The organism is Microbacterium sp. Soil_C_42 (assembly GCF_057656735.1).
This window is the reverse complement of record NZ_JBDGJU010000027.1, coordinates 35,245-57,109: the sequence shown is the minus strand read 5'-3', so window position 1 is coordinate 57,109 and position 21,865 is coordinate 35,245. Positions and strand designations below refer to the sequence as shown.

Genomic DNA, 21,865 nt, shown 5'->3' with positions numbered 1-21,865 from the left:
CGCCGGCTATCCGGCAGGGGCGCACGCGTACGCCCGTCCGCAGGGTTACGCCGGTCAGCCCGCGCCGTACCCCCACTCCTACGCGGGCCAGCCGGCGCCCGGCGCCCCCGGTGCCGCGTTCGGCGTGGCCGCGGCGGACGCCCAGCCGACGCTGCCGATCGCCGGCGCGACCGGCGCGGTGCCGACGGCGACCAAGGCGCCCAAGAAGTCGTCAGGGGCCGGCAAGGTCGTCGGCCTGATCGTCGCAGCCGCCATCGTCGGCGGCGCCGCGGGCCTCGGCGGGGCGTACGCCGGCGTCACCTGGTTCGCCCCGGTGAGCGCATCGCCCGCTGCGGGACCGTCGACGGTCACGGTCAACGACACCGACTCGGTCAACCAGACCACGGCGATCGCCGCGAAGGTCGTGCCGAGTGTCGTCACGATCGAGGCGACCGGCTCGTCGGCGGCCGGCACCGGTTCGGGCGTCGTGCTCACGGAGGACGGCTACGTCGTCACCAACACGCACGTCGTGACGCTCGACGGCGCGACCGGTGACGCGACCGTCCGCGTGACCACCTCCGACGGCCGCGTCTACGACGCGGAGGTCGTCGGCACCGACCCGACGTACGATCTGGCCGTCATCAAGCTGAAGGACGCCGAGGACCTCACCCCGATCGAGATCGCGGACTCGAGCAAGCTCAACGTCGGTGACACGACCGTCGCGGTCGGCGCGCCGCTGGGTCTCGCGAACTCGGTGACCGAGGGCATCGTGAGCGCGCTCAACCGCTCGATCTCGATCGCGTCGTCGGCGGCGCCCGACGCGGGCGGCGACAGCCAGGACGAGCAGGACCAGAACAGCCAGGAAGGGCCGTTCCGCTTCGACTTCGGTCAGGGCGACCAGCAGTCGACGGCCACGGAGAGCATCTCGATCTCCGTCATCCAGACCGACGCGGCCATCAACCCGGGCAACTCGGGCGGCGCGCTGGTCGACTCCGACGGCAAGCTGATCGGCATCAACGTGGCGATCGCGACCGCGGGCGGCTCGTCGTCCGACGGCTCCGGCTCGATCGGCGTCGGCTTCTCGATCCCGTCCGACATCGTCAAGCGCATCACGGGCGAGATCATCGACAACGGCGAGGCGACCCACGGTCTGCTCGGAGCGAACGTGAAGGCCGCGGCATCCGTCGAGGGCTCCACGATCACCGGCGCCTACATCGACGCCGTCACCGACGGCGGTGCGGCCGCCGCTGCCGGCCTGCAGAAGGGCGACATCGTCACCGCCTTCAACGGCGTGCCGGTCACCGACGCGACCGACCTCACTGCTCAGGTGCGTGCGGCCGCGGCCGGCAGCGACGCTGAAGTGACGTACGTCCGCGACGGCAAGACGCAGACCGTCGAGGTCACGCTGGGATCGCTCCAGTAGCAGTCCACACCCCCCAGGGACGCCACTCGGCGAGCAGGTAGGCTCGCGGGATGGCGTCCTTCTCGTTCGGCGCGGGGAACGCCCGAAAGCTCGCGACGATCCCGCTCTACGCCGCCGGACGCCTCCTCACCCTCCTCGTGCCCCGCTCGCGCGACGAGTGGGTCATCGGCTGCGCGGTCGGCATCGGCGACGGTGCGCTGGCGCTCTGGGAGGTGGCGGCCGCCGACGGTCGGCGCCCGGTGTGGCTGGTCGGGTCGGCCACGGAGGCTGCGGATGCCGCGGCCCGCGGCATCCGCACGGTTCCGAAGCGCTCCCTGCGCGGGCTGTGGCGCACCGCGCGCGCCCGGGTGGTCGTCGTCACCCACGGATTCGGGGACGTCAACCGCTACGCCGTGTCGGGCGCTTTCGTCGTGCAGCTGTGGCACGGCATCCCCCTCAAGCGGATCGGGGTCGATTCGCCCGAGACGCTGAGGGTGCCCGGCGTCGTCGCGGCCACTCCCGCCGCCGGAGCGGTGCGCCGGCTCCTGAGATCGATGTACCGTGGCGCCGCGCGCCGCATCCGCGTGATTCCGGCCGCCTCGCACCTCGTACGCGGCCGTCTCGAATCCGCCTTCGCCCTGCCCGACGCCAGCGTGCCGGTGACCGGCGAGCCTCGCGTCGACGTGCTCTCGCGCGGCACCGCCGAGGATCGCCGCGTGCGGGCCCGTGCCGCGATCGGGCGCGCGGTCGCCCGCGTGGAGCCCTCCACCCGCTACGTGCTCTATGCGCCCACCTGGCGCGACGGCGCGATCGACCCCGCGGTGCCGACCGCCGAGGAGTGGTCGCAGATCGTCGACGTGCTGAGGCGTCATGACGCGACGCTCCTGGTCCGGTCGCACCCGCTCGGTGCGGGCGACTACGCCCCACCTTTCCCGACGGACCGCGTGCAGTCGCTCGCCAGCGACCTGGTCGCGGACGTGACCCCGCTGCTGCCCGGCCTCGACGCCCTCGTCACCGACTACTCGTCGCTCGCCTTCGACGCCTCGCTCGTGCCACTGCCCACACTGTTCCTCGCACCCGACGTCGATGAGTACGCGCGCAGGCGCGGCTTCTACGGCACCTACGCCGACGTCGCGGGCGACGACTGGGCGATCGACTGGACCCAGGCGGCGACCCAGCTGGAGGCGGTGCTCGCCGACGACGACGAGCGCGTGCGCCGCGTGGAACGGGCAGTCGCGCTGGACGCGCGCGTGCACGCGTTCCGCGACGGGCGCAACGCCGAGAGGGTGTACCGTGCGATTCTGGCCGGAACGGCCCACGACGGCCCGAGGGAAGGAACCGGATGACCGACGCGCGCTTCACGACGGAGGGGAGCCCGGCTCTCGTGCTCTCGGGCGAGGGGGAGCGGCCCGATTCCGTCGAGATCGTCGGCGCCCGCGCCCGCGTCACCGCGCGCCTCACCGGCCGCGGCAAGACCTGGACGGCGACGCTCCCGCTGCGCGCCGCGCGCTGGGGCGGTCCGGAACTGCCACTGCCCGCGGGCTCGTACGAGGTGCGCATCACGGACCCGACGGCCCGCGGCATGCGTGCCCCCGACGTCCTCCCGCTCACGCAGCTCGGAACACTCAGAGCGAGCCTCGAGGGGTGGACCCTGCGTGTCGGGCCGCCGATCGACCCCGCGTACGACTCTGGTGAGGGGCAGGACGCCCTGGAACGCCGCTATGCGACCCGGCCCGCCACGGGGTTCGAGAACGCGGTGTTCTTCGAGAGCTTCTACGGCCGCAACGCCAGCTGCAACCCCCTCGCGATCGACCGAGAGGTCGCGCGCCGCGCGCCGGGCGTGACCCGCTACTGGAGCGTCGTCGACCTGTCGGTCACCGTGCCGGCCGGCGCGATTCCCGTGGTCGAGGGCAGCCCCGAATGGTGGCGGGCCCGCGGCGCCGCGCGACTGCTCGTGGTCAACGACTGGCTGCGCCGCCGGTTCTCGCGGCGCAAGGGGCAGGTCGTGCTGCAGACCTGGCACGGCACGCCCCTCAAGCGCCTCGCGCTGCACCGGCCCGGGTTCGACCCGCGCCGGATGGCGGCGGTCGTCCGCGAGTCGCGGCGGTGGAACATCCTGCTGGCGCAGAACCCCTATGCGGCTCGCATCCTCGGCAAGGCGTACGCGTTCCTCTCGCGACCGATCTGGGTCGAGGGGTACCCGCGCAACGACGTGCTGACCACGGGCGACGACACGGCGACGCGCGAGGCCCTCGGCATCCGTCCCGGCGAGCGCGTCCTGCTGTACGCGCCGACGTGGCGTGACGACCGCGACCAGATCGTGGACTTCATCGATCCGGTCTCGCTCGCCGCGGCCACCGATGCGGTCGTGCTCGTGCGCGGGCACTCGCGCACCCTGCTGCCCGGCCGCGACGCGGAAGGCCCGCGCGTGATCGACGTCACCGGCTTCCCCGACACCTCGCTGCTGCTGCTCGTCGCCGACGCGCTCATCACCGACTACTCGTCCGTGATGTTCGACTACTCGGTGACCGGGAAGCCGATGTACTTCCTCGTGCCCGACATGGAGCACTACCGAGGGGAACTGCGCGGGTTCTACTTCGACCTGGCCGCGCACGCGCCGGGCCCGATGGTGCGCACGCAGGATGAGCTGGTGGCCGCGCTCGCCGCGGACGAGACCGCGAAGTACGCGTCGCGGTACGCGCAGTGGCGCGACAAGTTCAACGCCCGCGACGACGGCCACGCCGCCGAGCGGGTCGTGGCACGCATCCTCGACCAGGGCTTCATCGACGCCTGACGGACGGCCGCCCGACGGGTGTCAGGGCAACGGCGTGTTGCGGCTTCCGAGGCGGGACGTGTCGACCGTGTCGTGCGCGCCGCCGATCACTCCGAGGAGGAACCCCCAGCCCCACGCCAGATGCATCGACGGCAGCACCGCCGCTGTCCACAGCTTGTCGCGCCAGCCGTGCCCGCCACCCCGGCCGAGAGCGACGACGACGACGAGCGCGGCGTACGCGAGCACGGGGAGGTAGACGATGGATGCCGCCACCGACCACCAACCCTGCAGCAGACCGGTGAGCTGGAGCACGCCGACCACGATCCCCAGCAGGATCGTCAGCACGAGCGCCGGCGGCGCGAAGAACCTCAGCGAGTTGCCGCGCCCGAACCGGCGGACGAGCTCCCCTCGCCAGCGGCCCGTCGCCGAGAACTGGCGCACCAGGCGTGCCCAGCTCTCGCGCGGCCAATACGTCACGGCCAGTGCGGGATCGAACCAGACGCGGTAGCCCGCGCGACGGATGCGCAGATTCAGCTCCCAGTCCTCGCCGCGCCGGATGCTCTCGTCGAACAGTCCGACCTCTTCGAGCACGTCGCGGCGCATGACGCCGAGGTAGGCGGACTCCGCTTCACCCTCCTGCGTCCCGCCGTGGTACGCGCCGCCGCCGAGGCCGATGGGGGAGTTGTAGGCGCGCGCGACGGCACGCTGGAACGGTGTGCGGCCGTCGGCGCGCATCACGCCGCCGACGTTCGCGGCGCGCACGCGGTCGAGGGTCGCCAGCGCGCGCCGCGCGTACGTCGGATCCAGCTCGGAGTGCGCGTCCACGCGCACCACGGTGGGGTGCCGTGCGGCGCGGATCGCGAGGTTGAGGCCGATCGGGATGTCTGCGCCCGGGTTCTCGACGAGCACGATGCGATCGTCGCCGGCGGCGAGTTGCGCCGCCAGCGCGTTGGTGCCGTCCGTCGAGGGGCCGAGAGCCAGAACCAGCTCGGTCGGGCCGGGAACGTCCTGCGCGAGCACCGTCTCGACCGCACGGCCGAGGTAGTCGCGCTCGTTGAGCACGGGCATCACGAAGCTCACGCCGGAGCCGGGGGGAGGGACTGGAGCGTCCCTGCGCCCGTGTTGCTCGACATGCACGCGTCGATCATGTCATGAGAGCCCTGGGTAGGCTGGAAGCGTGGGCCTGGTCTCGGATGGCAAGAAGGCGGTCGCTCTCGTCCGCAAGGCGGTGCGCAATCGTTCGGCGGTGATCGACGTGCGGCGCACCCTCGCGGCCCGGCCGCCGCACCCGCCGTTCCAGTACCGGGTGGCCGTCTACTTCGCCGACGGCGCCGTCAACATGTACCAGATGCGGCAGTGGTACAAGCCGCTCGCAGACCTCGCGAAGACCTGGCCCGTCGTGGTGCTGAGCCGCGCCGCCACCGGCGCCGAAGCGCTGCTGGCCGACGGGGCGCTTCCGGTCGCCTTCGTTCCGACGGTGCGCGATCTCGAGCGCTTCATCTCGAAGCAGGACATCCGCGTCGTGCTGTACGTCAACCAGAACACGCGCAACTTCCAGATGTTCCGCTACGGCCGTCGCTGGCACGTGTTCATCAACCACGGCGAGTCCGACAAGATGTACATGACCACGAACCAGTACAAGGCGTACGACTACGCGATGATCGCGGGCGCCGCCGCGCGGGAGCGACTCTCGCGGGTGCTGTGGGACTACGACATCGACCGCCGCACGATCGAGATCGGGCGCCCGCAGGCCGACCATTACTCGGGCACCCTTCCCTACACCCCCGACGCGCGCACGGTGGTGCTCTACGCGCCCACGTGGGAGGGGGACCGCCCCTCGGCCCACTACGGCTCGATCGTCACGCACGGCGAGGCGCTCGTGACCGCGCTCCTCGCCACGGGCGGCCATCGCGTGATCTACCGGCCCCACCCGCGGTCGGGAGTCGTGGACCACGAGTACGGGGCGGCGAACAAGCGCATCATCGCGGCCCTGAACGCAGCGAACGCCTCGGATCCCTCGGCCCAGCACGTCTTCGACGACGGGCCGGAGCTCGGCTGGCAGCTGGCCGCCGCGGACGTCGCGATCGTCGACATCTCGGCGATGGTCTACGACCGGCTCGCGGCCGACAAGCCGCTCATGATCACGCGGCCGGCCGACCCCGCCGCCGCGATCGACACGCATGGGTACCTGTCGGCCTGCGAGTGGCTCGACGCCACCGCCGCTGCCGACATCGTCGCCCAGACCGAGCGCGTGCTCTCCGACCCCGGCGCCGTCGCGCGCCTGGAAGAGTGGGTGACCCACTACTTCGGCGACACCGCACCGGGCTCGGCGACGGCGAGATTCCACGGGGCCGTGCAGCGCCTCATGGAGGACTGGGAATCCTGGTACGCCCGGTCGGTCGCCGACGCCGAGGACGACGAGCCCGAGGACGAGGCAGAACTCGACGACGAGGGCTGAGCCCGCGACGCTCTGCCGACGGCGTCAGGCCACCGGGGCAGGACGCTCGACCAGCCGCGCGATCGCGCGCAGCGGGATCGCGACCCACGTCGGTCGGTTGCGGGCCTCGTAGATCGCCTCGTACACCGCCTTGTCGAGTTCGAGCGCGGCGAGCAGCGGATGCCGGGGGTCGAGCCCGCCCGCCGACGCGGCGTATCCGTCCACGAACGCCCTGCGCGCGTCACGAGCCCACGCGCGCACCGCGTCGACGGACCGATCCGGGTCGTCCAGGCGCAGCGATCCCGCGACGTAGTCGAATGAGCGGAGCATCCCCGCGACGTCGCGCAGTGCGAGATCCGGTTGCGTGCGCTCGGCCATCGGACGCAGCGGCTCGCCCTCGAAATCCACCATGATCCAGCCGCGCTCGGGGGAATGCAGCACCTGCCCGAGGTGGAAGTCGCCGTGGATGCGCTGCAGCGGCGGCCACGGCACCTCGAGCGCGCGACGGTACACCGTCGCGGCGGCATCCCGCTGTCCGGCGATCTCGGGGACCTCTGCGATGGCGATCGCGAACCTCCGCTCCCACGTGGCCGCCGTCGCCGCCCGGTCGGCGTCCGTCGCCGCGCGGGTCGGGAAGCACTCCGCGAGGGCTACGTGCACCTCGGCCGTCGAGGTGCCGAGCGCGCGCGCAGCGTCGCGGAAGTCGTCACCCTTGGCTGCTGCCTGCAGCGCCACCCGCCATGCGTCTTCGACGCCCGGCAGAAACTCCTGCGCGGAGGCGAGGGACCCGTGCACGGTGCCGTGCGCGGTGGTCAGGTCGGGCCACGTCCCCTCGATCGAGCCGACCGGACGCGGCACATGGGGCGATCCGGCCCCGGCCAGCGCTTCCTGCAGCTCGATGTCGGGGTTGAGGCCCGCGTGCAGCTGCCGGTAGACCTTGCAGATCACCGGGGCGCCATCGCCTTCGAAGATGAGCGACGTGTTCGACTGCTCGCCGCTGATCACCCGTGAGGTCGCCCGGGACGGAGCTGCGCCCGAGCCTGCGACCCGCCCGATCGCGGTGGTCTGCGGTCCGTGTGCGGTGCCCCCCACCGTCATGAGGCGCAGGAGTGCCTGGGCGTAGGCCGGGTCGAACGGGCCGTCGATGAATGTCGTTCCCGGCACCGGACTGCCGATGACGTGGTCGGGGTCGGCATCGACGTCCTCCGTCGCGCGCTCGACGACCGGGATCTGGTACAGCACGGCCGGGAGAGCGCCCTCATCCGCGACGAGGAATGTGCGGATGCGTGTGCCGGTGTCCGCGCCTTTGGAGTCGCCGGACTCCGCGCTCAGATCCCACCACGAGAGCAGGCGCAGGCTGGGCGGGCGCCCCTTGGCGGCGTACCACCGCTGCCGTGGCATCCACGCCGCAAGGCACGCCAACGTGCTGTCCATACCTGTGAGCGTATGCCCGTGATCGTGCGTGTGTCGAGAACCTGCTGCAAGCGCTTGCAGAGCGGCAGGAGCCGGCCGCTACCCGTCCTCGCCCGATTCCTGGTATTCGACGATCTCGATGACAGGCGGCACCGGGATGACGATGGATTCCACGGCTCCTCCGCCGCCGACGGCGAGGTCGCCGGGACCGAGGCCGCCGAGATCGACGGATGCGGCGTCGGTCAATCGCTCGGCCTGCGTCTCGATGCGGGCGGGCTCTGACGGCAGACCCGTCCACTCGACGGGCTCTTCGGGAAGCGTACTGAACAGACCCATACCGCCATTGTCACCCGGCCGGCGGAGTGGAGGCGCCGTCCTCGGTCGGAACGGGCGTCTCGATCGCTTCCGGCGCGCGCCGGATCACGCGGGCAGTGATGCGGCGGGCCCCGGAAGCGCCGCGCGTGACGCCGTCCACGACGACTTCGCCGGCGCGACGGATGCGGCGTCCGGCGAGCCGCTCGATCCGGTCTGCGCCGGGGCGCGGTTCGAGTTCGGGGGGCAGCGCGTGCGGGGGCACCCCGAACGCCCGCCGGGAGCCGGTGAGAACCCGCCGCCCGAGGATGTTGTTGCCGGCACCGCCGATGGCCGCGCCGATGCCGAACGGCAGCGCTTTGCCGATCCACGAGGCGCCGCCCCGCGCGGCGAACTGACGGATGAACGTCGTCTTGAGCCGATCGACGAGCGGCCCGACGGCAGCGCGCGGGAGGGACTTGGTGATCAGCTCGCCCCAGTAGCCCGAGCGGGAGGGACCGCGCCCGGCGGCCTGGCCGGCGAGCTGCGCGACGAGGTCGACCCCCTCCTTGCCGAGCATGAGCGTCAGCACCAGAGCGCGCGCCCGATCGGGATCCGACACCGGGATGCCGTGCACCTCGGCGACCGACTGTGCGAACAGTGTGGTCGCCTCGAGGAACGCGACGGTCTCCACGCCGCTGAGCGCCAGTGTCACCCCCGTGCCGATCCCGGGAACGACCGCCGTCGCGCCGACCGCGGCGCCCCCGGTGGTCACCGCAGCGAGATAGCGCCGCTCGAGGATGCGGACGATGTCCGCGGGAGAGGAGTCCGGATGCCGGAGCCGGATGCTGCGCAGGTGCGCGAGGACGACCGGTCGCTGGATGGCGAGCACGCGGTCGAGCGCACGGATCGTGAAGGGATGCTCGTCGGACCCTGCGGGCGGCAGCCCTCCCTGCCACGGCGCGTCGCCGGGGAGGGAGTGGATCTGGTGAACCTTGTCGGTCATCGCGCCGAGTCTATGCGCCCGACTCCGAGCGCAGGCGAGGGGTTGACAGCCTCGCAGTGATCCGTCAGACGAAGAGGTTGGCGCGCTCGAGATCCTCGGCGAAGTCCACCTCGACGGCGTACAGGTCCGAGATGTCGAGCGGCTCGAGCAGCACGCCGTCCTCGGCGATCGCGAGCTCCAGGCCACGCTCGAAGTAGTCCTGGTCATCGACGCGCGTGAGGTGGCGCATGAACGCCTTCTTGTCACGGCTCGAGATGTAGTTGATGCCGACGGCCTCGCCGATGCCGCCCTTGACGGTCTTCGACAGCTCGTTGATGAAGCCCTCCGGCGTCACCGTGTACTTGACCTCTTCGTCGCTGACCTTGGAGGTGTTGACCGTGACGAACGACTGGTCGCGCTCGATCAGCTCGATGGCGCGGCCGAGCACGCGCGGGTCGAAGACCACATCGCCGTTCATCCAGAGCACGCCGCCCTTGCCCGTCTTGGCGAGGGCGCGCAGCAGGCTCTTGGAGGTGTTGGTCTGGTCGTAGCGGTCGTTGTAGACGTAGTCGACGTCCGGGAACGCCTCGACGATGGTCTCGGCGCGGTAGCCCACGACGGTGGTGATCTTGGCTTCGCGGCCGAAAGCGGCACGGATGTTGTCGTGCTGCTGCTGCATGATGCTGCGGCCGTCGCCGAGCTCCGTGAGGGGCTTGGGCAGGCTGCGGCCGAGCCGCGAGCCCATTCCGGCTGCGAGGATGACGGTCTGAAGGGTCAAAATCTGCTCCTGAAGTGCGTGATTCACTGCCGGTTCACCGGCGCGACACCCCTTCGTGCCTCGACCATGGTAGCGATGAGGCCTGGGAAGGCCCATAATGGGCGGCTCCCGTTGCCGATTTGTGACATAACGCGAATGCCGCGACGCGGCGAGACGCACTCCGTCGCGATCAGGCCCGCTTGATACGTTGGTTCAGTGACAGCCTCCCTCCCGGTGCCGAATGACATCGATCCGGAAGAGCCGGACCGTCACTCCAGCGCGCGCGTCGTACGCCTCGCAGACACGGTCTCACCGGCTCCCGACAAGCCCCGCCGCCCGCCGCGCAAGAAGCGCACGCCGGCCGCGTCCGCGCCGAAGCCGGCCCCCGCTCCGGATCCGGGGCCGCCGCCGCCGCTTCCGAGCGATCTCCAGCTCGCGGCCAGCGCCGCCGCGAGCATCGTCGTGCCGCCGCGTCCGCCGCTTCCCGCCTTCGGCGCGGGTTCGCCCGAGGACGCCCCGCAGGAGGCATCCGTCGATGAGACCACGCCCGTCGACGACAGCGCGGCAGCGGACGACGACGCGCTCGAGGCGGGGCTGCAGGCCGAGCGGGAGCCCGCGATCCAGCCGGAGCCGGAGGCCGCGGTCGAATCCGTGACCCCGGTCGCTCCCGAACCGGCCGCCGAGCCGGAGGCCGGCGTCGAGCACACGACTCTTGCCGAAACCGCGGCGGTGGTCGATGCTGAGCCCGTGGTCGAGTCCGCGCCCGTGGCCGAGCCCGCGGGGGTCGTGGAGCCCACGCCCGCGGTCGAGCCCTCTGCTGCGCCCGCCGCGACGGAGGCCGCCGCGCTCGACCACATCCCCGCACCCGCTGACCTCCAGCCGGTGCCCCTGCCCGCTCCCGGCCCGGAGCCGGCCACGACCCTCGATCCCGAGGCCCTGGCCGCGGCCGTCTCGCTCGACGCGGCCGCGACGGCGGCCGCGGCATCCGCCAATGCCCTCGTGCTGCGCGGCGTCACCAAGCGATTCGGCAGCACCCACGCCGTCGACGGCATCGACCTCACGATCCCCGCGGGCACGTTCTACGGTCTGGTCGGCCCCAACGGCGCCGGCAAGACGACCACGCTCTCGATGATCGCGGGCCTGCTCGAACCCGATCGCGGCACGATCCATGTCGGAGGAGTGGATGCGGCGGCCAAGCCGCTCGCGGCCAAGCGGATGATGGGGGTGCTCCCTGATCGGCTGCGCACCTTCGACCGCCTGACCGGCCGCCAGCTCCTCTACTACTACGGGGTGCTGCGCAAGCTCCCGCCTGCCGTCGTCGAGAGCCGGACCGCTGACCTCGCACGCGCTTTCGACCTCGAGGACGCGCTGGGCCGAAGCGTCTCGGACTACTCGGCGGGCATGCTCAAGAAGGTCATGCTCGCGGGCGCGCTGATCCATTCGCCGCGTCTGCTCGTGCTGGACGAGCCGTTCGAGGCGGTCGATCCGGTGTCGAGCGCGATCATCCTCGACATCCTCTCCACCTACGTCGCGCACGGCGGCACGGTGATCCTCTCGAGCCACGGCATGGACCTCGTCGAGCGCGTCTGCACGCGCGTCGCGGTCATCGTGGCGGGCCAGGTGCTCGCGGAGGGCACCGTCGACGAGGTGCGCGGCGAGCTGACGCTCGAGCAGCGCTTCGTCGAACTGGCCGGAGGGCTCAGCGATGTGGAGGGCCTCGAGTGGCTGCACACATTCTCCGACTGAGGCTCGCGCTGCTGTTCGGCACGTTCCGCGGTGACGGCGGGCATCTGGCGCGGGTGGTCGCCGGGCTGGTGATCCTCCTCGCCGCCACGGCCTCCGCCTGCTGGGCGCTGCTGACGCTGGGGGATGCCTCCACCGAGGAGGTGCTCGCGGTCACCGTGCTCGGGGGCTCCGCAGTGACCCTCGGCTTCGCACTCGCTCCGTTGTTCGGTGCCGTGGAGGACCCGCTGGATCCCCGGCGATTCGCCCTGTTCGGCCTTCCGCGGGCAAGCCTCGCCCTCGTCCTGGCGGTCGCGGGCTTCCTCAGCGTGCCGATCCTGGTCCTGCTCGCGGTCGCCGTGTGCTCCGCCATCATGTGGGCCGATCACGGTGTTCCGGTGATCGTCGGAATCGTGAGCGTGCTGCTCGGCGTGCTCACGTGCGTCCTTCTGGCGCGCGTGTGCATGGCGCTGGCCTCACTCTTCCTCCGCGACCGGCGCTCGCGCGAGCTCTCGGGCGTCTTCGTGCTCGTCGTGCTCGTCGTCGTGGTTCCGGTGGGCGTCTTCCTCGCCTCGCTCGAGTGGCAGGGGAGTGTGCCGCCGCAGCTGCTCGAGGCCGTGGACTGGCTGGCCCTCACCCCGCTCGGCGCCGCATGGGCCCTGCCCGGCATGGTCATCACCGGCGGCGACGCGTGGCTGTCCGCGCTCATCGCGGTCGGCACCATCGTCCTGCTGGCGATGGTATGGCTGTGGGCGGTCGATCGACTGCTGACCACGACCGAGCGCCCCGGGACCGGGCGCGAGCGAGGTGGGCTCGGATGGTTCGGCGTCGCCCCGGGCACCCCCGGCGGTGCGATCGCGGCGCGCAGTCTCGTCTACTGGTTCGGCGATCGACGCTACGTCGTGAACGGCCTCGTGATCCCGTTCGCAGCCGCGATCACGGTGGTGCCGCTGCTCATCGCCGGCGTCCCGCCCGAGCTGGTCGCCCTCGTGCCCGTACCGTTCGCGGCGCTCTTCCTCGGCTGGCTGCCGCACGACGACATCGCCTACGACTCCACCGCGGTGTGGATGCACATCGCCAGCGGTGTGCGGGGCGTCTCCGACCGCCTCGGCCGGCTCGTGCCGGTGCTGCTCGTGGGGGTCCCTCTGCTCGCCGTCGCGATCCCGGTGGCGACGCTGCTGCACGGACGATGGGCGGTGCTCCCGGCTCTCACCGGCGTGTGTGCCGCGCTGTTCCTTTCGGGCCTGGGGCTCTCGAGCATCTCGTCGGTGATCGCGCCCTACGCGGTGTCGCGGCCGGGCGAGAGTCCGTTCCAGCAGCCGCAGCGCACCGGCGCGAACGGCGCGATCGCGCAGGGGAGTGTCATGGCCGGCGCGCTCGTCCTGTCGGCACCGGTCCTGTGGTGCGGCTGGCTGGCCCTGCGAGGGGACACGGAGGCCGCGAACACGGCGCTATGGGGAGGCCTGGCGATCGGCTTCGGCGTGCTCGTCGTCGGCATCGGGATCGGAGCCATGGTCTTCGAGCGTCGCGGCGGGCGGCTCATGGAGTTCGCGGAGTCCACCTGACTCGTGCCGACGCGCCCCAGCCGGGTCCGCCCCGACTACACTGGCAGACCATGAGCACCCCGCTGGACAGCCCCGACCAGGGCGGAATCGCGACCCTCGATCGCGAGCTCGAAGAGCTCCTCAAAGAAGAGAACATCGAGCCGGGTGACCACGAGCGCTTCTCGCACTACGTGAAGAAGGACAAGATCCTCGAGTCCGCCATCACGGGCAAGCCGGTACGCGCGCTGTGCGGCAAGAAGTGGACGCCGGGCCGCGACCCCGAGAAGTTCCCCGTGTGCCCCACCTGCAAAGAGATCTACGAGTCGCTGCAGAGCTGATCACTCGGCGTCGGCGTACACCGTCGGGATCGCCGGGTCGGAACGGCTGAGCGCGAGCCCGCGCACCGGAAGCTCTTCGCGCACGCGTGCGTGATGCGCTCGAGCGGCCTCGACGCCGTCGGATCCCTCGTAGGCGGCATCCGGCTCGCCGTCGACGACGAGCGGCACGTGCAGCGCACGGGACCCCGGGTGGGCGGAGGCGGTGTCGAGTGCTTCGAAGCCGTCGGACACGACGATGAGCTCGCTCGTCGCCGTACCCGCGTCGAGCGTACGGAACGCCGCCTTGCGGCCTCCCTTCGACGCCTTGTCGGTCGACGCCTTCGCCACGCCGACCCACCCGCCGCCCGCGTCCTGCCGTGCGACGAGCTTGTAGACCATTCCGGCGGTCGGCGTGCCCGACCCGGTGACCACCGACGTGCCGACGCCGTAGGCGTCGACAGGGGATGCCGCGAGCGCCGCGATCGCGTACTCGTCCAGGTCGCTCGTCACGGTGATGCGCGTGCCGGTGGCGCCGAGTTCGTCGAGCTGGGCGCGCACCTCGGCGGCCACGGTGGGCAGGTCGCCGGAGTCGATCCGCACCCCGCCGAGCCCCGTCCCCGCGACCCGGATGGCCGTCTCGACGCCCTGGCGGATGTCGTAGGTGTCGATGAGCAGCGTGGTGCCGACCCCGAGGGCCTCGATCTGCGCGCGGAAGGCGTCCTCTTCGGTGTCGTGCAGCAGCGTCCAGGCGTGGGCGGCCGTGCCCATCGTCGGGATGCCCCATCGGCGACCGGCCTCGAGATTGGACGTGGCGCTGAACCCGGTGATGTAGGCCGCACGCGCCGCCGCGACCGCGGACGACTCGCCCGCCCGCCGCGAACCCATCTCGGCCAGTGGACGGTCTCCGGCGGCGATGCTCATGCGGGCGGCGGCTGTCGCGATCGCCGAGTCGTGGTTGAGCACGCTGAGCGCGAGGGTCTCGAGCACGACGGCCTCGGCGAACGTTCCCTCGATCGTGAGGATGGGGGAGCCCGGGAAGTACAGCTCGCCCTCGCGATAGCCCGTCACCGAGCCGGTGAACCGGTAGCCCTCCAGGAAATCGAGGGTCGCGGCATCCACCACCTTCTCGTCCCGGAGGAATCGCAGCTCGTCATCGCCGAAGCGGAAATCGCGGATGAGCGACAGCAGCCGGCCCGTGCCCGCGACGACCCCGAACCGTCGGGCGCCGGGAAGACGCCGGCCGAACAGCTCGAACACGCATCGTCGGTGAGCGGTGCCGTCGCGCAGCGCCGCGTCGACCATCGTGAGCTCGTAGCGGTCCGTCAGCAGGGCGGTCGAGGCGGCCATGCGGGTCAGCCTAGCTTTTGATGACGCGGGGGTTCCCCCCGAGGGCTCGCTCTGCTCGCCGCGGCTTCGCCGTGCCCCGCAGCGACCCGCTGGCGTAGGGTGGATTCTCGTGAACGACGCGCCGATCGGAATCTTCGACTCCGGAGTCGGTGGCCTCACCGTTGCGCGGGCCGTCTCGGCACTGCTGCCGCAGGAGTCGATCCTGTACATCGGCGACACGGCGCGTTCGCCGTACGGCCCGAAGCCGATCGCCGACGTGCGGCGCTACGCGCTCGAGGTGCTCGACGATCTCGTCGCCCAGGGCGTGAAGATGCTCGTGATCGCGTGCAACACGGCGTCCGCGGCGATGCTGCGCGACGCGCGCGAGCGCTACGACGTGCCGGTGGTGGAGGTTATCAACCCCGCCGTGCGCACGGCGATGTCGACCACGCGCAACGGGCGCGTCGGCGTCATCGGCACAGCCGGCACCATCAGCTCCGGCGCGTACCAGGACATGCTCGGGGTCAACGAGCGTCTCACCGTCTTCGCCCAGGCCTGCCCGCGGTTCGTCGAGTTCGTCGAAGCCGGCATCACCGGTTCGGCGGAGGTGCTCGCCGTCGCCGAGGAGTACCTCGCGCCGCTGCGCGCAGCCGAGGTCGACACGCTCGTGCTGGGCTGCACCCACTATCCGTTCCTCGAGGGAGCGATCAGCTACGTCATGGGCCCGGATGTGAGCCTGGTGTCGAGCGACTCCGAGACCGCGAAGGACGTCTACCGCCAGCTGGTGTCGCGCGACCTGCTCGCCGGGCCGGATGCCGAGCCCCGCCACGTCTACGAAGCCACCGGTGCGTCGGCCGACGAGTTCCTGCGCCTCGCACACCGCCTGATGGGTCGCGAAGTCACCGATGTGCGCCTGGTGCAGACCGGCGCCATCGACCTTCCGCGTGCCTCCACCCCTGCCCGCCGCCTCGGCTGAGGCATCCGTCCTTCCTGAGGAGAACTGCATGACCGACATCACCCGTGCCGATGGCCGCACCGTCGACCAGCTGCGACCGATCACCATCGAGCGGGGCTGGTCGAGCCAGGCCGAGGGGTCTGCCCTGATCTCGTTCGGGAACACCAAGGTGCTGTGCACGGCGTCGTTCACGAACGGCGTGCCGCGCTGGCTGACGGGCAAGGGCAAGGGCTGGATCACCGCCGAGTATGCGATGCTGCCGCGCGCCACCAACGAGCGCAACGACCGCGAGAGCGTCAAGGGCAAGGTCGGCGGCCGCACGCACGAGATCTCCCGCCTCATCGGCCGGGCGCTGCGCGCCGTCGTCGACACCAAGGCGCTCGGCGAGAACACCATCGTCATCGACTGCGACGTGCTGCAGGCCGACGGCGGCACGCGCACTGCCGCCATCACCGGCGCCTACGTCGCGCTCGCCGACGCGATCGAGTGGGGCCGGGGCAAGAAGTTCATCGGGCAGAAGGCGCAGGTGCTGTTCGACTCGGTGGCGGCGGTGTCGGTCGGCATCATCGACGGCGAGCCCATGCTCGACCTCGCGTATGTCGAGGATGTGCGCGCCGAGACCGACATGAACGTCGTCGTCACCGGCCGCGGCCTGTTCGTCGAGGTGCAGGGAACCGCGGAGGGTGCGCCGTTCGACAAGCGCGAGCTCGACGCCCTCCTCGAGCTCGGCGTGAACGGCTGCGCCGACCTGCGCACGCACCAGCTCGCGGCCCTGCAGCCCGCGGACGGGGAGTGACGGATGCCGCGACAGATCGTCCTCGCGACCCACAACCCGCACAAGGTCGAGGAGTTCCAGGCGATCGTCGCGGCGACGCGCCCTGACCTCGAGGTCGTGGGATACGACGGGCCCGAGCCCGTCGAGGACGGCGTGACATTCGCCGAGAACGCCCTGATCAAGGCGCGCGCGGCTGCCGACCACACCGGACTGCCGGCACTGGCCGACGATTCGGGCGTGTGCGTGGACGTGCTCGGCGGATCGCCCGGGGTCTTCTCGGCCTACTGGGCCGGGCATGCCAAGGATGCCTCGGCCAACCTGAACCTGCTGCTCGACCAGCTCTCCGACATCGGCGATCCGCACCGCACCGCGCAGTTCGTCTCCACGATCGCGCTCGTCGTGCCGGTGGCCGAGGGGAACGCCGTCGAGCACGTGGTCGAGGGCATCTGGCCCGGACGCCTTGCGACAGCGCCGTCAGGCGCCGGGGGCTTCGGCTACGACCCGATCTTCGTGCCCGACGGGCAGGCGACCGGCGCCGAGCGGACGGTCGGAGAGTGGACGGCCGACGAGAAGAACGCGGCATCCCATCGCTCGCGCGCGTTCGTCGCGCTCGCGGCCCTTCTCGCCGAGCTCTGACGCGAGGGGTCAGCGCCGGGCAGATACACGTTCGCCCGGAGCACCGTGCCGTCGCGCATCGGCACCTCGACGTCGCGCCGGATCCGCACGTCGGCGCCGATCGGCGTGACCACGGCGGGAGGACGCACCGCCCGCACCGCGCGCTCGCGGGCGTAGCCCCACGCCCCCGGGCGTCGCCAGGGGCGATCGGTCACTCTTTCGACACCGTCCTTCACGGGCGCGGCGGTGTCAGGTGGAGGGCATCGAAGGGGGAGAACCCCTGCATGCCTCGCCATCGCCGCCCGGGGGAGGCATGCTGTTGTGCACGCAGCCTTGTCCGGAGCGGCCGATGTTCTTCCTTCGCTGGATCCCCACCTTCCTCGCCTTTCCGCTGGGGGAGTCGATCGCCTCAGCGGTCCTGGGGACGCATCGCAGCCCGCTGACGGCGCTGGCGGCGGGCTCGATCGTCGGCGGCGTCGTCGGAGCCGCGCAGTGTCTCGCGCTGGGCCGCCTCGTGGACTGGCGCTGGGCGGTCTGGACGCTCGGCGCGACGGGTGTGGGTTGCGCGCTCAGCCTTGTCTGGTTCGGCCCCGCGGTCACGCCGGCCGCGGCCGCGGCGACGGCACTCGTCACGGGCGGCGTGGTCGGGGTCGCCCAGGGGTCGTTGCTGCGACGCCGGTGGCGTATCGCGCTCGCGTGGGCGGCGACGGTGAGCCTGTCCTGGGGCGTTGCCGGGCTGGTGGGGACCGTGGGCGGAGCCCGTACCGTCCTCGGCTCGAACGGCGCTCTGGGGGCGACGGTCGTCTTGGGCGTCGTGCTGTGGTTCGTCCTGCGGCCCCGCCTGGTCCGCCGGCCGGCGCCTCCTGCGGAGTCGAGCCGGACCATGGACCTCGCCGCGAGCATCATCGCGGCGAGGCCGGGGGGCACACGCGGGCACCGGTAGCGGTCAGCGCGCTGCGAGTGAGAATCACACTCATTCCCGACTGGGCGCGACAGCCCGTTCCGGGGCGGTCCCGGGCTTAGCCTGGGCTCATGCACGACCACGCGCCGAACGGGATCCGAGGGGCGGGCGACCGCCGCCTGCTCGCGATCTCGCTCGCGATCACCTCCACCGTCCTGGTGGTGCAGATCGTGGGTGCGGTGCTCTCGGGCTCGCTCGCGCTCCTCGCCGATGCCGCGCATATGTTCACGGATGCCGCCGCACTGGTGATCGCGCTCATTGCGAGCACCGTCGCGGCCCGGCCGGCGAATGCCCGTCGCACCTTCGGGTATCAGCGCGCCGAGGTGTTCGGCGCGCTGATCAACGGGGTCATCCTGATCGTACTGTCGGGATGGGTCGCGTTCGAAGGCATCTCGCGCCTGCTCGACCCGGGCGAGAGCGAGGTCGCCGGCGGCCTCATGCTCGTCGTCGCGGTCGTCGGGTTCGTGGCGAACGGTGTGGCGATGTGGCTGCTGAGCTCCGCGCAGCGACACAGCATCAACGTGCGCGGCGCGTATCTCGAGGTCCTCGGCGATCTCATCGGGTCGGCGGCCGTGATCGTCGCGGCGATCGTGATCGTGACGACCGGCTGGTACCAGGCCGACGCGATCGCCTCGCTGTTCATCGCCGCCATGATCATCCCGCGGGCTGTCGGCCTGCTGCGCGAGGTCGTGTCGGTGCTCGCCGAGTCGGCGCCCAAGGGCACGCACGTGCACGAGATCCGCGAGCACATCCTCGCCACACCAGGGGTCGTCGACGTGCACGACGTCCATGTGTGGCAGCTCACGCGTGGGGCACCGGTGTTCACGGCGCATGTGGTCGTCGAGGGCGCGGCACTCGCCGACGGTCGGGCCGCCGGCATCCTCAGCACCCTGCAGGCGTGCCTGTCCGACCACTTCGACGTCGAGCACTCGACCTTCCAGCTCGAGCCCGCCGGACACGTCGAGCACGAAGCCCACGCGTGACGAGGCGCGTCAGTCTTCGCGCCGTACCTCGGCGGGCGACTTGTCGGGACGCAGTCCGCGCCACCTGGGGTGACGGAGGATGCCTCCCGGGGTGAATTCGCCGTACTCCACTTCGCCGACGAGGTCGGGCCGCACCCAGAGCGCGTCCCGCGCGTCGAGCGGCGGCACCCCGACGAGCGGGTTCTGGTCGGTGCGCAGCGGCGTCAGCTTCTTGAGCAGCATCGACAGCGTCGAGTCGCTGAATCCGCTGCCGACGCGGCCGGCGTACTGGAGGCCGTCGGCGCCGGGGATGCCGAGCAGCAGCGACCCGAAGGTGCTGCTGCGCCCGCCTTTGCCAGGCCGGATGCCCGCAATCACCACCTCCTGGGTTCTGGTGTGCTTGACCTTCAGCCACGACTCCGAGCGGCCGCCGCGGAGATATCGCGACGCCGGGTCCTTCACGACGATGCCCTCGAGACGCAGCTGCTCGCTGGTCTCGAGCGCCGCGTCGACATCGTCGAACACGGGTGGCACGGTGATCGATTCGACGGATGCCCCGGCCACCGCCTCGAGCACATCCCGGCGTTCGCGCAGCGTCAGTCCGGCGAGGTCGTCTCCGTCGTGCGAGAGCGCGTCGAACAGGTAGTACCGCACGGGGGTGCGCCGCGCCACGCGAGCGATGTCGCCGGCGTGCTCGAGGTTCATGCGGGTCTGCAGGAGCGGAAAGCTGGGGCGGCCGTCGGGTTCGAGGGCGACGAGCTCGCCGTCCACCACGCACGGCTCCGCGCCGAGGCCGGCATCGACCGCCGTCAGCTCGGGGTAGCGGTGCGTGACCTCGTTGCCGCTGCGAGCGAACAGGCGCAGGCGCTGCCCGTCCCACGCGCCGACGGCGCGGATGCCGTCCCACTTCATCTCGACCCAGGCCTCGGTGCCGTGCTCGCGGTCGGTCCACGTTCGCGCGGCCAGACGCGCCTGGGCGGGAGTCGCGCTCGTCGCGAGCATGGGCCGCAGCTCGGCGGCGGCCGGTGGTGGTCTTCCTGACACCCCGTTGAACTTCCGGTCGGCACGCGGCCCCGCGTCGGCCGCGCCGACTCCAGCGCCCGGGCCGCTGTGCGAACCGGAGTCCACATGGGGTCTTCGACCGGTCGCAGCACCCCGCCCGCCCTGTGGGTCGCGCACCACGTCGGCCTGGGGACTGGGTTCGACGACCGCCCCGTCCGGCTGTGTTCGGCCCGCAGCATCCGTCTTCATGCGGTGCAGCAGCCAGCTGGACTTCTCGCCGTCGCCGGCGGTGCGGATCAGCGCCAGCCGGACGCGCCCGAGCGGGCCGCCGGGGCGGCCCTCCAGTGTCGCGATGACCTCGTCGTCGCGCCACTTCTCGAGCTCGTACCGCCCGTCGTCCCAGATGGTCACGGTGCCGCCCCCGTATTCGCCCGCGGGGATCGTGCCCTCGAACGCGGCGTACTCCATGGGGTGGTCCTCGGTCATGATCGCGAGGTTGTTGCGCTTGTACGAGTGGGGGACGCCGCGGGGCACGGCCCAGCTCACCAGGACGCCGTCGTGCTCGAGGCGGAAGTCCCAGTGGAGCGCGCTCGCGTGGTGCTCCTGGATGACGAATCTCGGAAGTTCGCCGTGGGGCGACGCACCGAGGGGGTTCGCCGGCACCGGCTCAGGAGTGCGGTCAGCGCTCCGCTTGGAGATGTACGCCGACAGCGGTCCGGACTCGGCGTCACGGCCGCCGGCATGGAAGCCGAGCGCAGCCATCGGGTCGCCGATGGTCTCGGCCCGTTCGAGCACTTCGGTGAACTCGAGGTGGCGCAGCCCGGGATCGTCGAGCTCCTCCCATGTGCGCGGAGCGGCGACCGTCGGATGCGGCCGGCCGCGCAGCGAGTAGGGCGCGATCGTCGTCTTGGACCCGTTGTTCTGGCTCCAGTCGATGAGCACCTTGCCGTGCCGCTCGGTCTTCTTCATGCTGCTGACCACGAGGTCCTTGTGGTCGGCCTCGATCGCGCGGGCGAGCTCGTTCGCGAGCGCGGAGGCCTGCTCGGTCGACTGCCCCGGGGGCAGCGCCGTGTACAGGTGGATCCCCTTGCTGCCGCTCGTTACGGGGTAGGGCTCGAGCCCCATGTCGAGCAGGATCTCGCGGGCCCACCCCGCCACCGCGGCGCATTCCGTCAGGCCGGCGCCGGGCCCGGGATCGAGGTCGAGCACGAGCCGGTCGGCCGGACCGCGCCCCCCGCCTGCGTCGAAGCGCCACTGGGGCACGTGCAGCTCGAGGCTCGCCGACTGGGCCAGGTAGACCAGCGTCGGCACGTCGCCCACCAGCGGATACTCCTTGGTGCCCGTGGAGTGGGCGATCGGCATCCGTCGCACCCATGACGGCGCGCCGCGCTCGAGGTCCTTCGCGAAGAAGACCATGCCGGGGTCGTCGTCGGTGCCGACACCGTCGGGCCACCGCTTGCGGGTGACGGGTCGTCCCACGACGTGGGGGATGAGGAGCTCGGCGATGCGCGAGTAGTAGTCGATGACCTCACCCTTGGTGGTGCCGGTCTCGGGGTAGAGCACCTTGTCGAGGTTCGTGATGCGCAGGCGACGGCCGCCGATGCGCACCAGCTGCTCGTCGCCCGCCATGGGCTCAGAGTATCGGCGCG

At 71.6% G+C, this 21,865-nt stretch carries 19 protein-coding genes; 12 read left to right on the top strand and 7 right to left on the bottom strand.

The genetic code is table 11. The annotated features are described in order from the left end of the window. The 3 genes from AC3A46_RS14720 to AC3A46_RS14710 form a co-directional block, all read left to right on the top strand. A partial coding sequence (locus tag AC3A46_RS14720) for a S1C family serine protease (RefSeq protein ID WP_487665860.1) occupies nt 1-1,402 on the top strand: 1,402 nt, incomplete at its 5' end. A 50-nt stretch (nt 1,403-1,452) separates the two neighbouring features. Continuing rightward, on the top strand, nt 1,453-2,727 hold the full coding sequence (locus AC3A46_RS14715) for a CDP-glycerol glycerophosphotransferase family protein (protein ID WP_487665859.1): 1,275 nt from the start codon (nt 1,453-1,455) through the stop codon (nt 2,725-2,727). Further along, a complete protein-coding gene (locus AC3A46_RS14710) occupies nt 2,724-4,175 on the top strand; it encodes a CDP-glycerol glycerophosphotransferase family protein (RefSeq protein WP_487665858.1) in 1,452 nt (483 codons plus the stop codon). Before AC3A46_RS14715 ends, AC3A46_RS14710 begins: the two co-directional genes overlap by 4 nt. Nucleotides 4,176-4,196: 21 nt before the next feature. Here AC3A46_RS14710 and AC3A46_RS14705 read toward each other — a convergent pair whose 3' ends face one another. Further along, on the bottom strand, nt 4,197-5,234 hold the full coding sequence (locus AC3A46_RS14705) for a glycosyltransferase family 2 protein (protein WP_487665857.1): 1,038 nt from the start codon (nt 5,232-5,234) through the stop codon (nt 4,197-4,199). A 97-nt stretch (nt 5,235-5,331) separates the two neighbouring features. On the opposite strand from AC3A46_RS14705, the gene AC3A46_RS14700 reads away from it, so the two are divergent. Then, a complete protein-coding gene (locus AC3A46_RS14700) occupies nt 5,332-6,612 on the top strand; it encodes a CDP-glycerol glycerophosphotransferase family protein (protein ID WP_487665856.1) in 1,281 nt (426 codons plus the stop codon). 24 nt (nt 6,613-6,636) lie between these two features. Here the strand turns inward: AC3A46_RS14700 and AC3A46_RS14695 are convergent, their stop codons facing one another. The 4 genes from AC3A46_RS14695 to AC3A46_RS14680 form a co-directional block, all read right to left on the bottom strand. Continuing rightward, complete coding sequence (locus tag AC3A46_RS14695) at nt 6,637-8,025, bottom strand: maltokinase N-terminal cap-like domain-containing protein (protein ID WP_487665855.1); 1,389 nt, start codon at nt 8,023-8,025, stop codon at nt 6,637-6,639. Between the two features lie 78 nt (nt 8,026-8,103). Continuing rightward, on the bottom strand, nt 8,104-8,340 hold the full coding sequence (locus tag AC3A46_RS14690; protein ID WP_487665854.1) for a hypothetical protein: 237 nt from the start codon (nt 8,338-8,340) through the stop codon (nt 8,104-8,106). Between the two features lie 10 nt (nt 8,341-8,350). Beyond that, on the bottom strand, nt 8,351-9,301 hold the full coding sequence (locus AC3A46_RS14685; RefSeq protein WP_487665853.1) for a hypothetical protein: 951 nt from the start codon (nt 9,299-9,301) through the stop codon (nt 8,351-8,353). A 64-nt stretch (nt 9,302-9,365) separates the two neighbouring features. Continuing rightward, on the bottom strand, nt 9,366-10,058 hold the full coding sequence (locus tag AC3A46_RS14680; RefSeq protein ID WP_056367826.1) for a phosphocholine cytidylyltransferase family protein: 693 nt from the start codon (nt 10,056-10,058) through the stop codon (nt 9,366-9,368). A gap of 195 nt (nt 10,059-10,253) precedes the next feature. Here AC3A46_RS14680 and AC3A46_RS14675 point away from each other — a divergent pair, with 195 nt between their 5' ends. From AC3A46_RS14675 to AC3A46_RS14665, 3 genes are read left to right on the top strand one after another with little or no spacing between them, the layout of a single operon-like run. Then, nucleotides 10,254-11,783: an ABC transporter ATP-binding protein gene (locus AC3A46_RS14675; protein WP_487665852.1), complete on the top strand. Its 1,530-nt coding sequence runs from the start codon at nt 10,254-10,256 to the stop codon at nt 11,781-11,783. After that, nucleotides 11,759-13,324 carry a hypothetical protein gene (locus tag AC3A46_RS14670; protein WP_487665851.1) on the top strand — a complete coding sequence of 522 codons (1,566 nt, stop codon included), beginning with the start codon at nt 11,759-11,761 and terminating at the stop codon, nt 13,322-13,324. Before AC3A46_RS14675 ends, AC3A46_RS14670 begins: the two co-directional genes overlap by 25 nt. A 50-nt stretch (nt 13,325-13,374) precedes the next feature. Next, complete coding sequence (locus AC3A46_RS14665) at nt 13,375-13,641, top strand: DUF3039 domain-containing protein (protein ID WP_056367819.1); 267 nt, start codon at nt 13,375-13,377, stop codon at nt 13,639-13,641. Here the strand turns inward: AC3A46_RS14665 and AC3A46_RS14660 are convergent, their stop codons facing one another. Next, on the bottom strand, nt 13,642-14,967 hold the full coding sequence (locus AC3A46_RS14660) for a nicotinate phosphoribosyltransferase (protein WP_487665850.1): 1,326 nt from the start codon (nt 14,965-14,967) through the stop codon (nt 13,642-13,644). 109 nt (nt 14,968-15,076) lie between these two features. Between AC3A46_RS14660 and murI the strand changes: the two genes are divergently transcribed. The 5 genes from murI (at nt 15,077) to AC3A46_RS14635 (ending at nt 19,235) form a co-directional block, all read left to right on the top strand. Then, nucleotides 15,077-15,922 carry a glutamate racemase gene (murI, locus tag AC3A46_RS14655; protein ID WP_487665849.1) on the top strand — a complete coding sequence of 282 codons (846 nt, stop codon included), beginning with the start codon at nt 15,077-15,079 and terminating at the stop codon, nt 15,920-15,922. Nucleotides 15,923-15,950: 28 nt separating this feature from the next. Next, nucleotides 15,951-16,697, top strand: a complete 747-nt coding sequence (gene rph, locus AC3A46_RS14650; RefSeq protein WP_487665848.1) for a ribonuclease PH — start codon at nt 15,951-15,953, stop codon at nt 16,695-16,697. 3 nt (nt 16,698-16,700) lie between these two features. Further along, the gene (gene rdgB / locus AC3A46_RS14645; RefSeq protein WP_487665847.1) at nt 16,701-17,312 is read left to right on the top strand and encodes an RdgB/HAM1 family non-canonical purine NTP pyrophosphatase; all 612 of its coding nucleotides are present in this window, start codon (nt 16,701-16,703) and stop codon (nt 17,310-17,312) included. A gap of 328 nt (nt 17,313-17,640) precedes the next feature. Next, the gene (locus AC3A46_RS14640) at nt 17,641-18,234 is read left to right on the top strand and encodes a hypothetical protein (RefSeq protein WP_487665846.1); all 594 of its coding nucleotides are present in this window, start codon (nt 17,641-17,643) and stop codon (nt 18,232-18,234) included. Nucleotides 18,235-18,323: 89 nt separating this feature from the next. Beyond that, complete coding sequence (locus tag AC3A46_RS14635; RefSeq protein ID WP_487665845.1) at nt 18,324-19,235, top strand: cation diffusion facilitator family transporter; 912 nt, start codon at nt 18,324-18,326, stop codon at nt 19,233-19,235. Nucleotides 19,236-19,244: 9 nt separating this feature from the next. On the opposite strand, the gene AC3A46_RS14630 is transcribed toward AC3A46_RS14635, so the two are convergent. Then, a complete protein-coding gene (locus tag AC3A46_RS14630) occupies nt 19,245-21,845 on the bottom strand; it encodes an ATP-dependent DNA ligase (protein ID WP_487665844.1) in 2,601 nt (866 codons plus the stop codon). Nucleotides 21,846-21,865 lie beyond the last annotated feature (20 nt).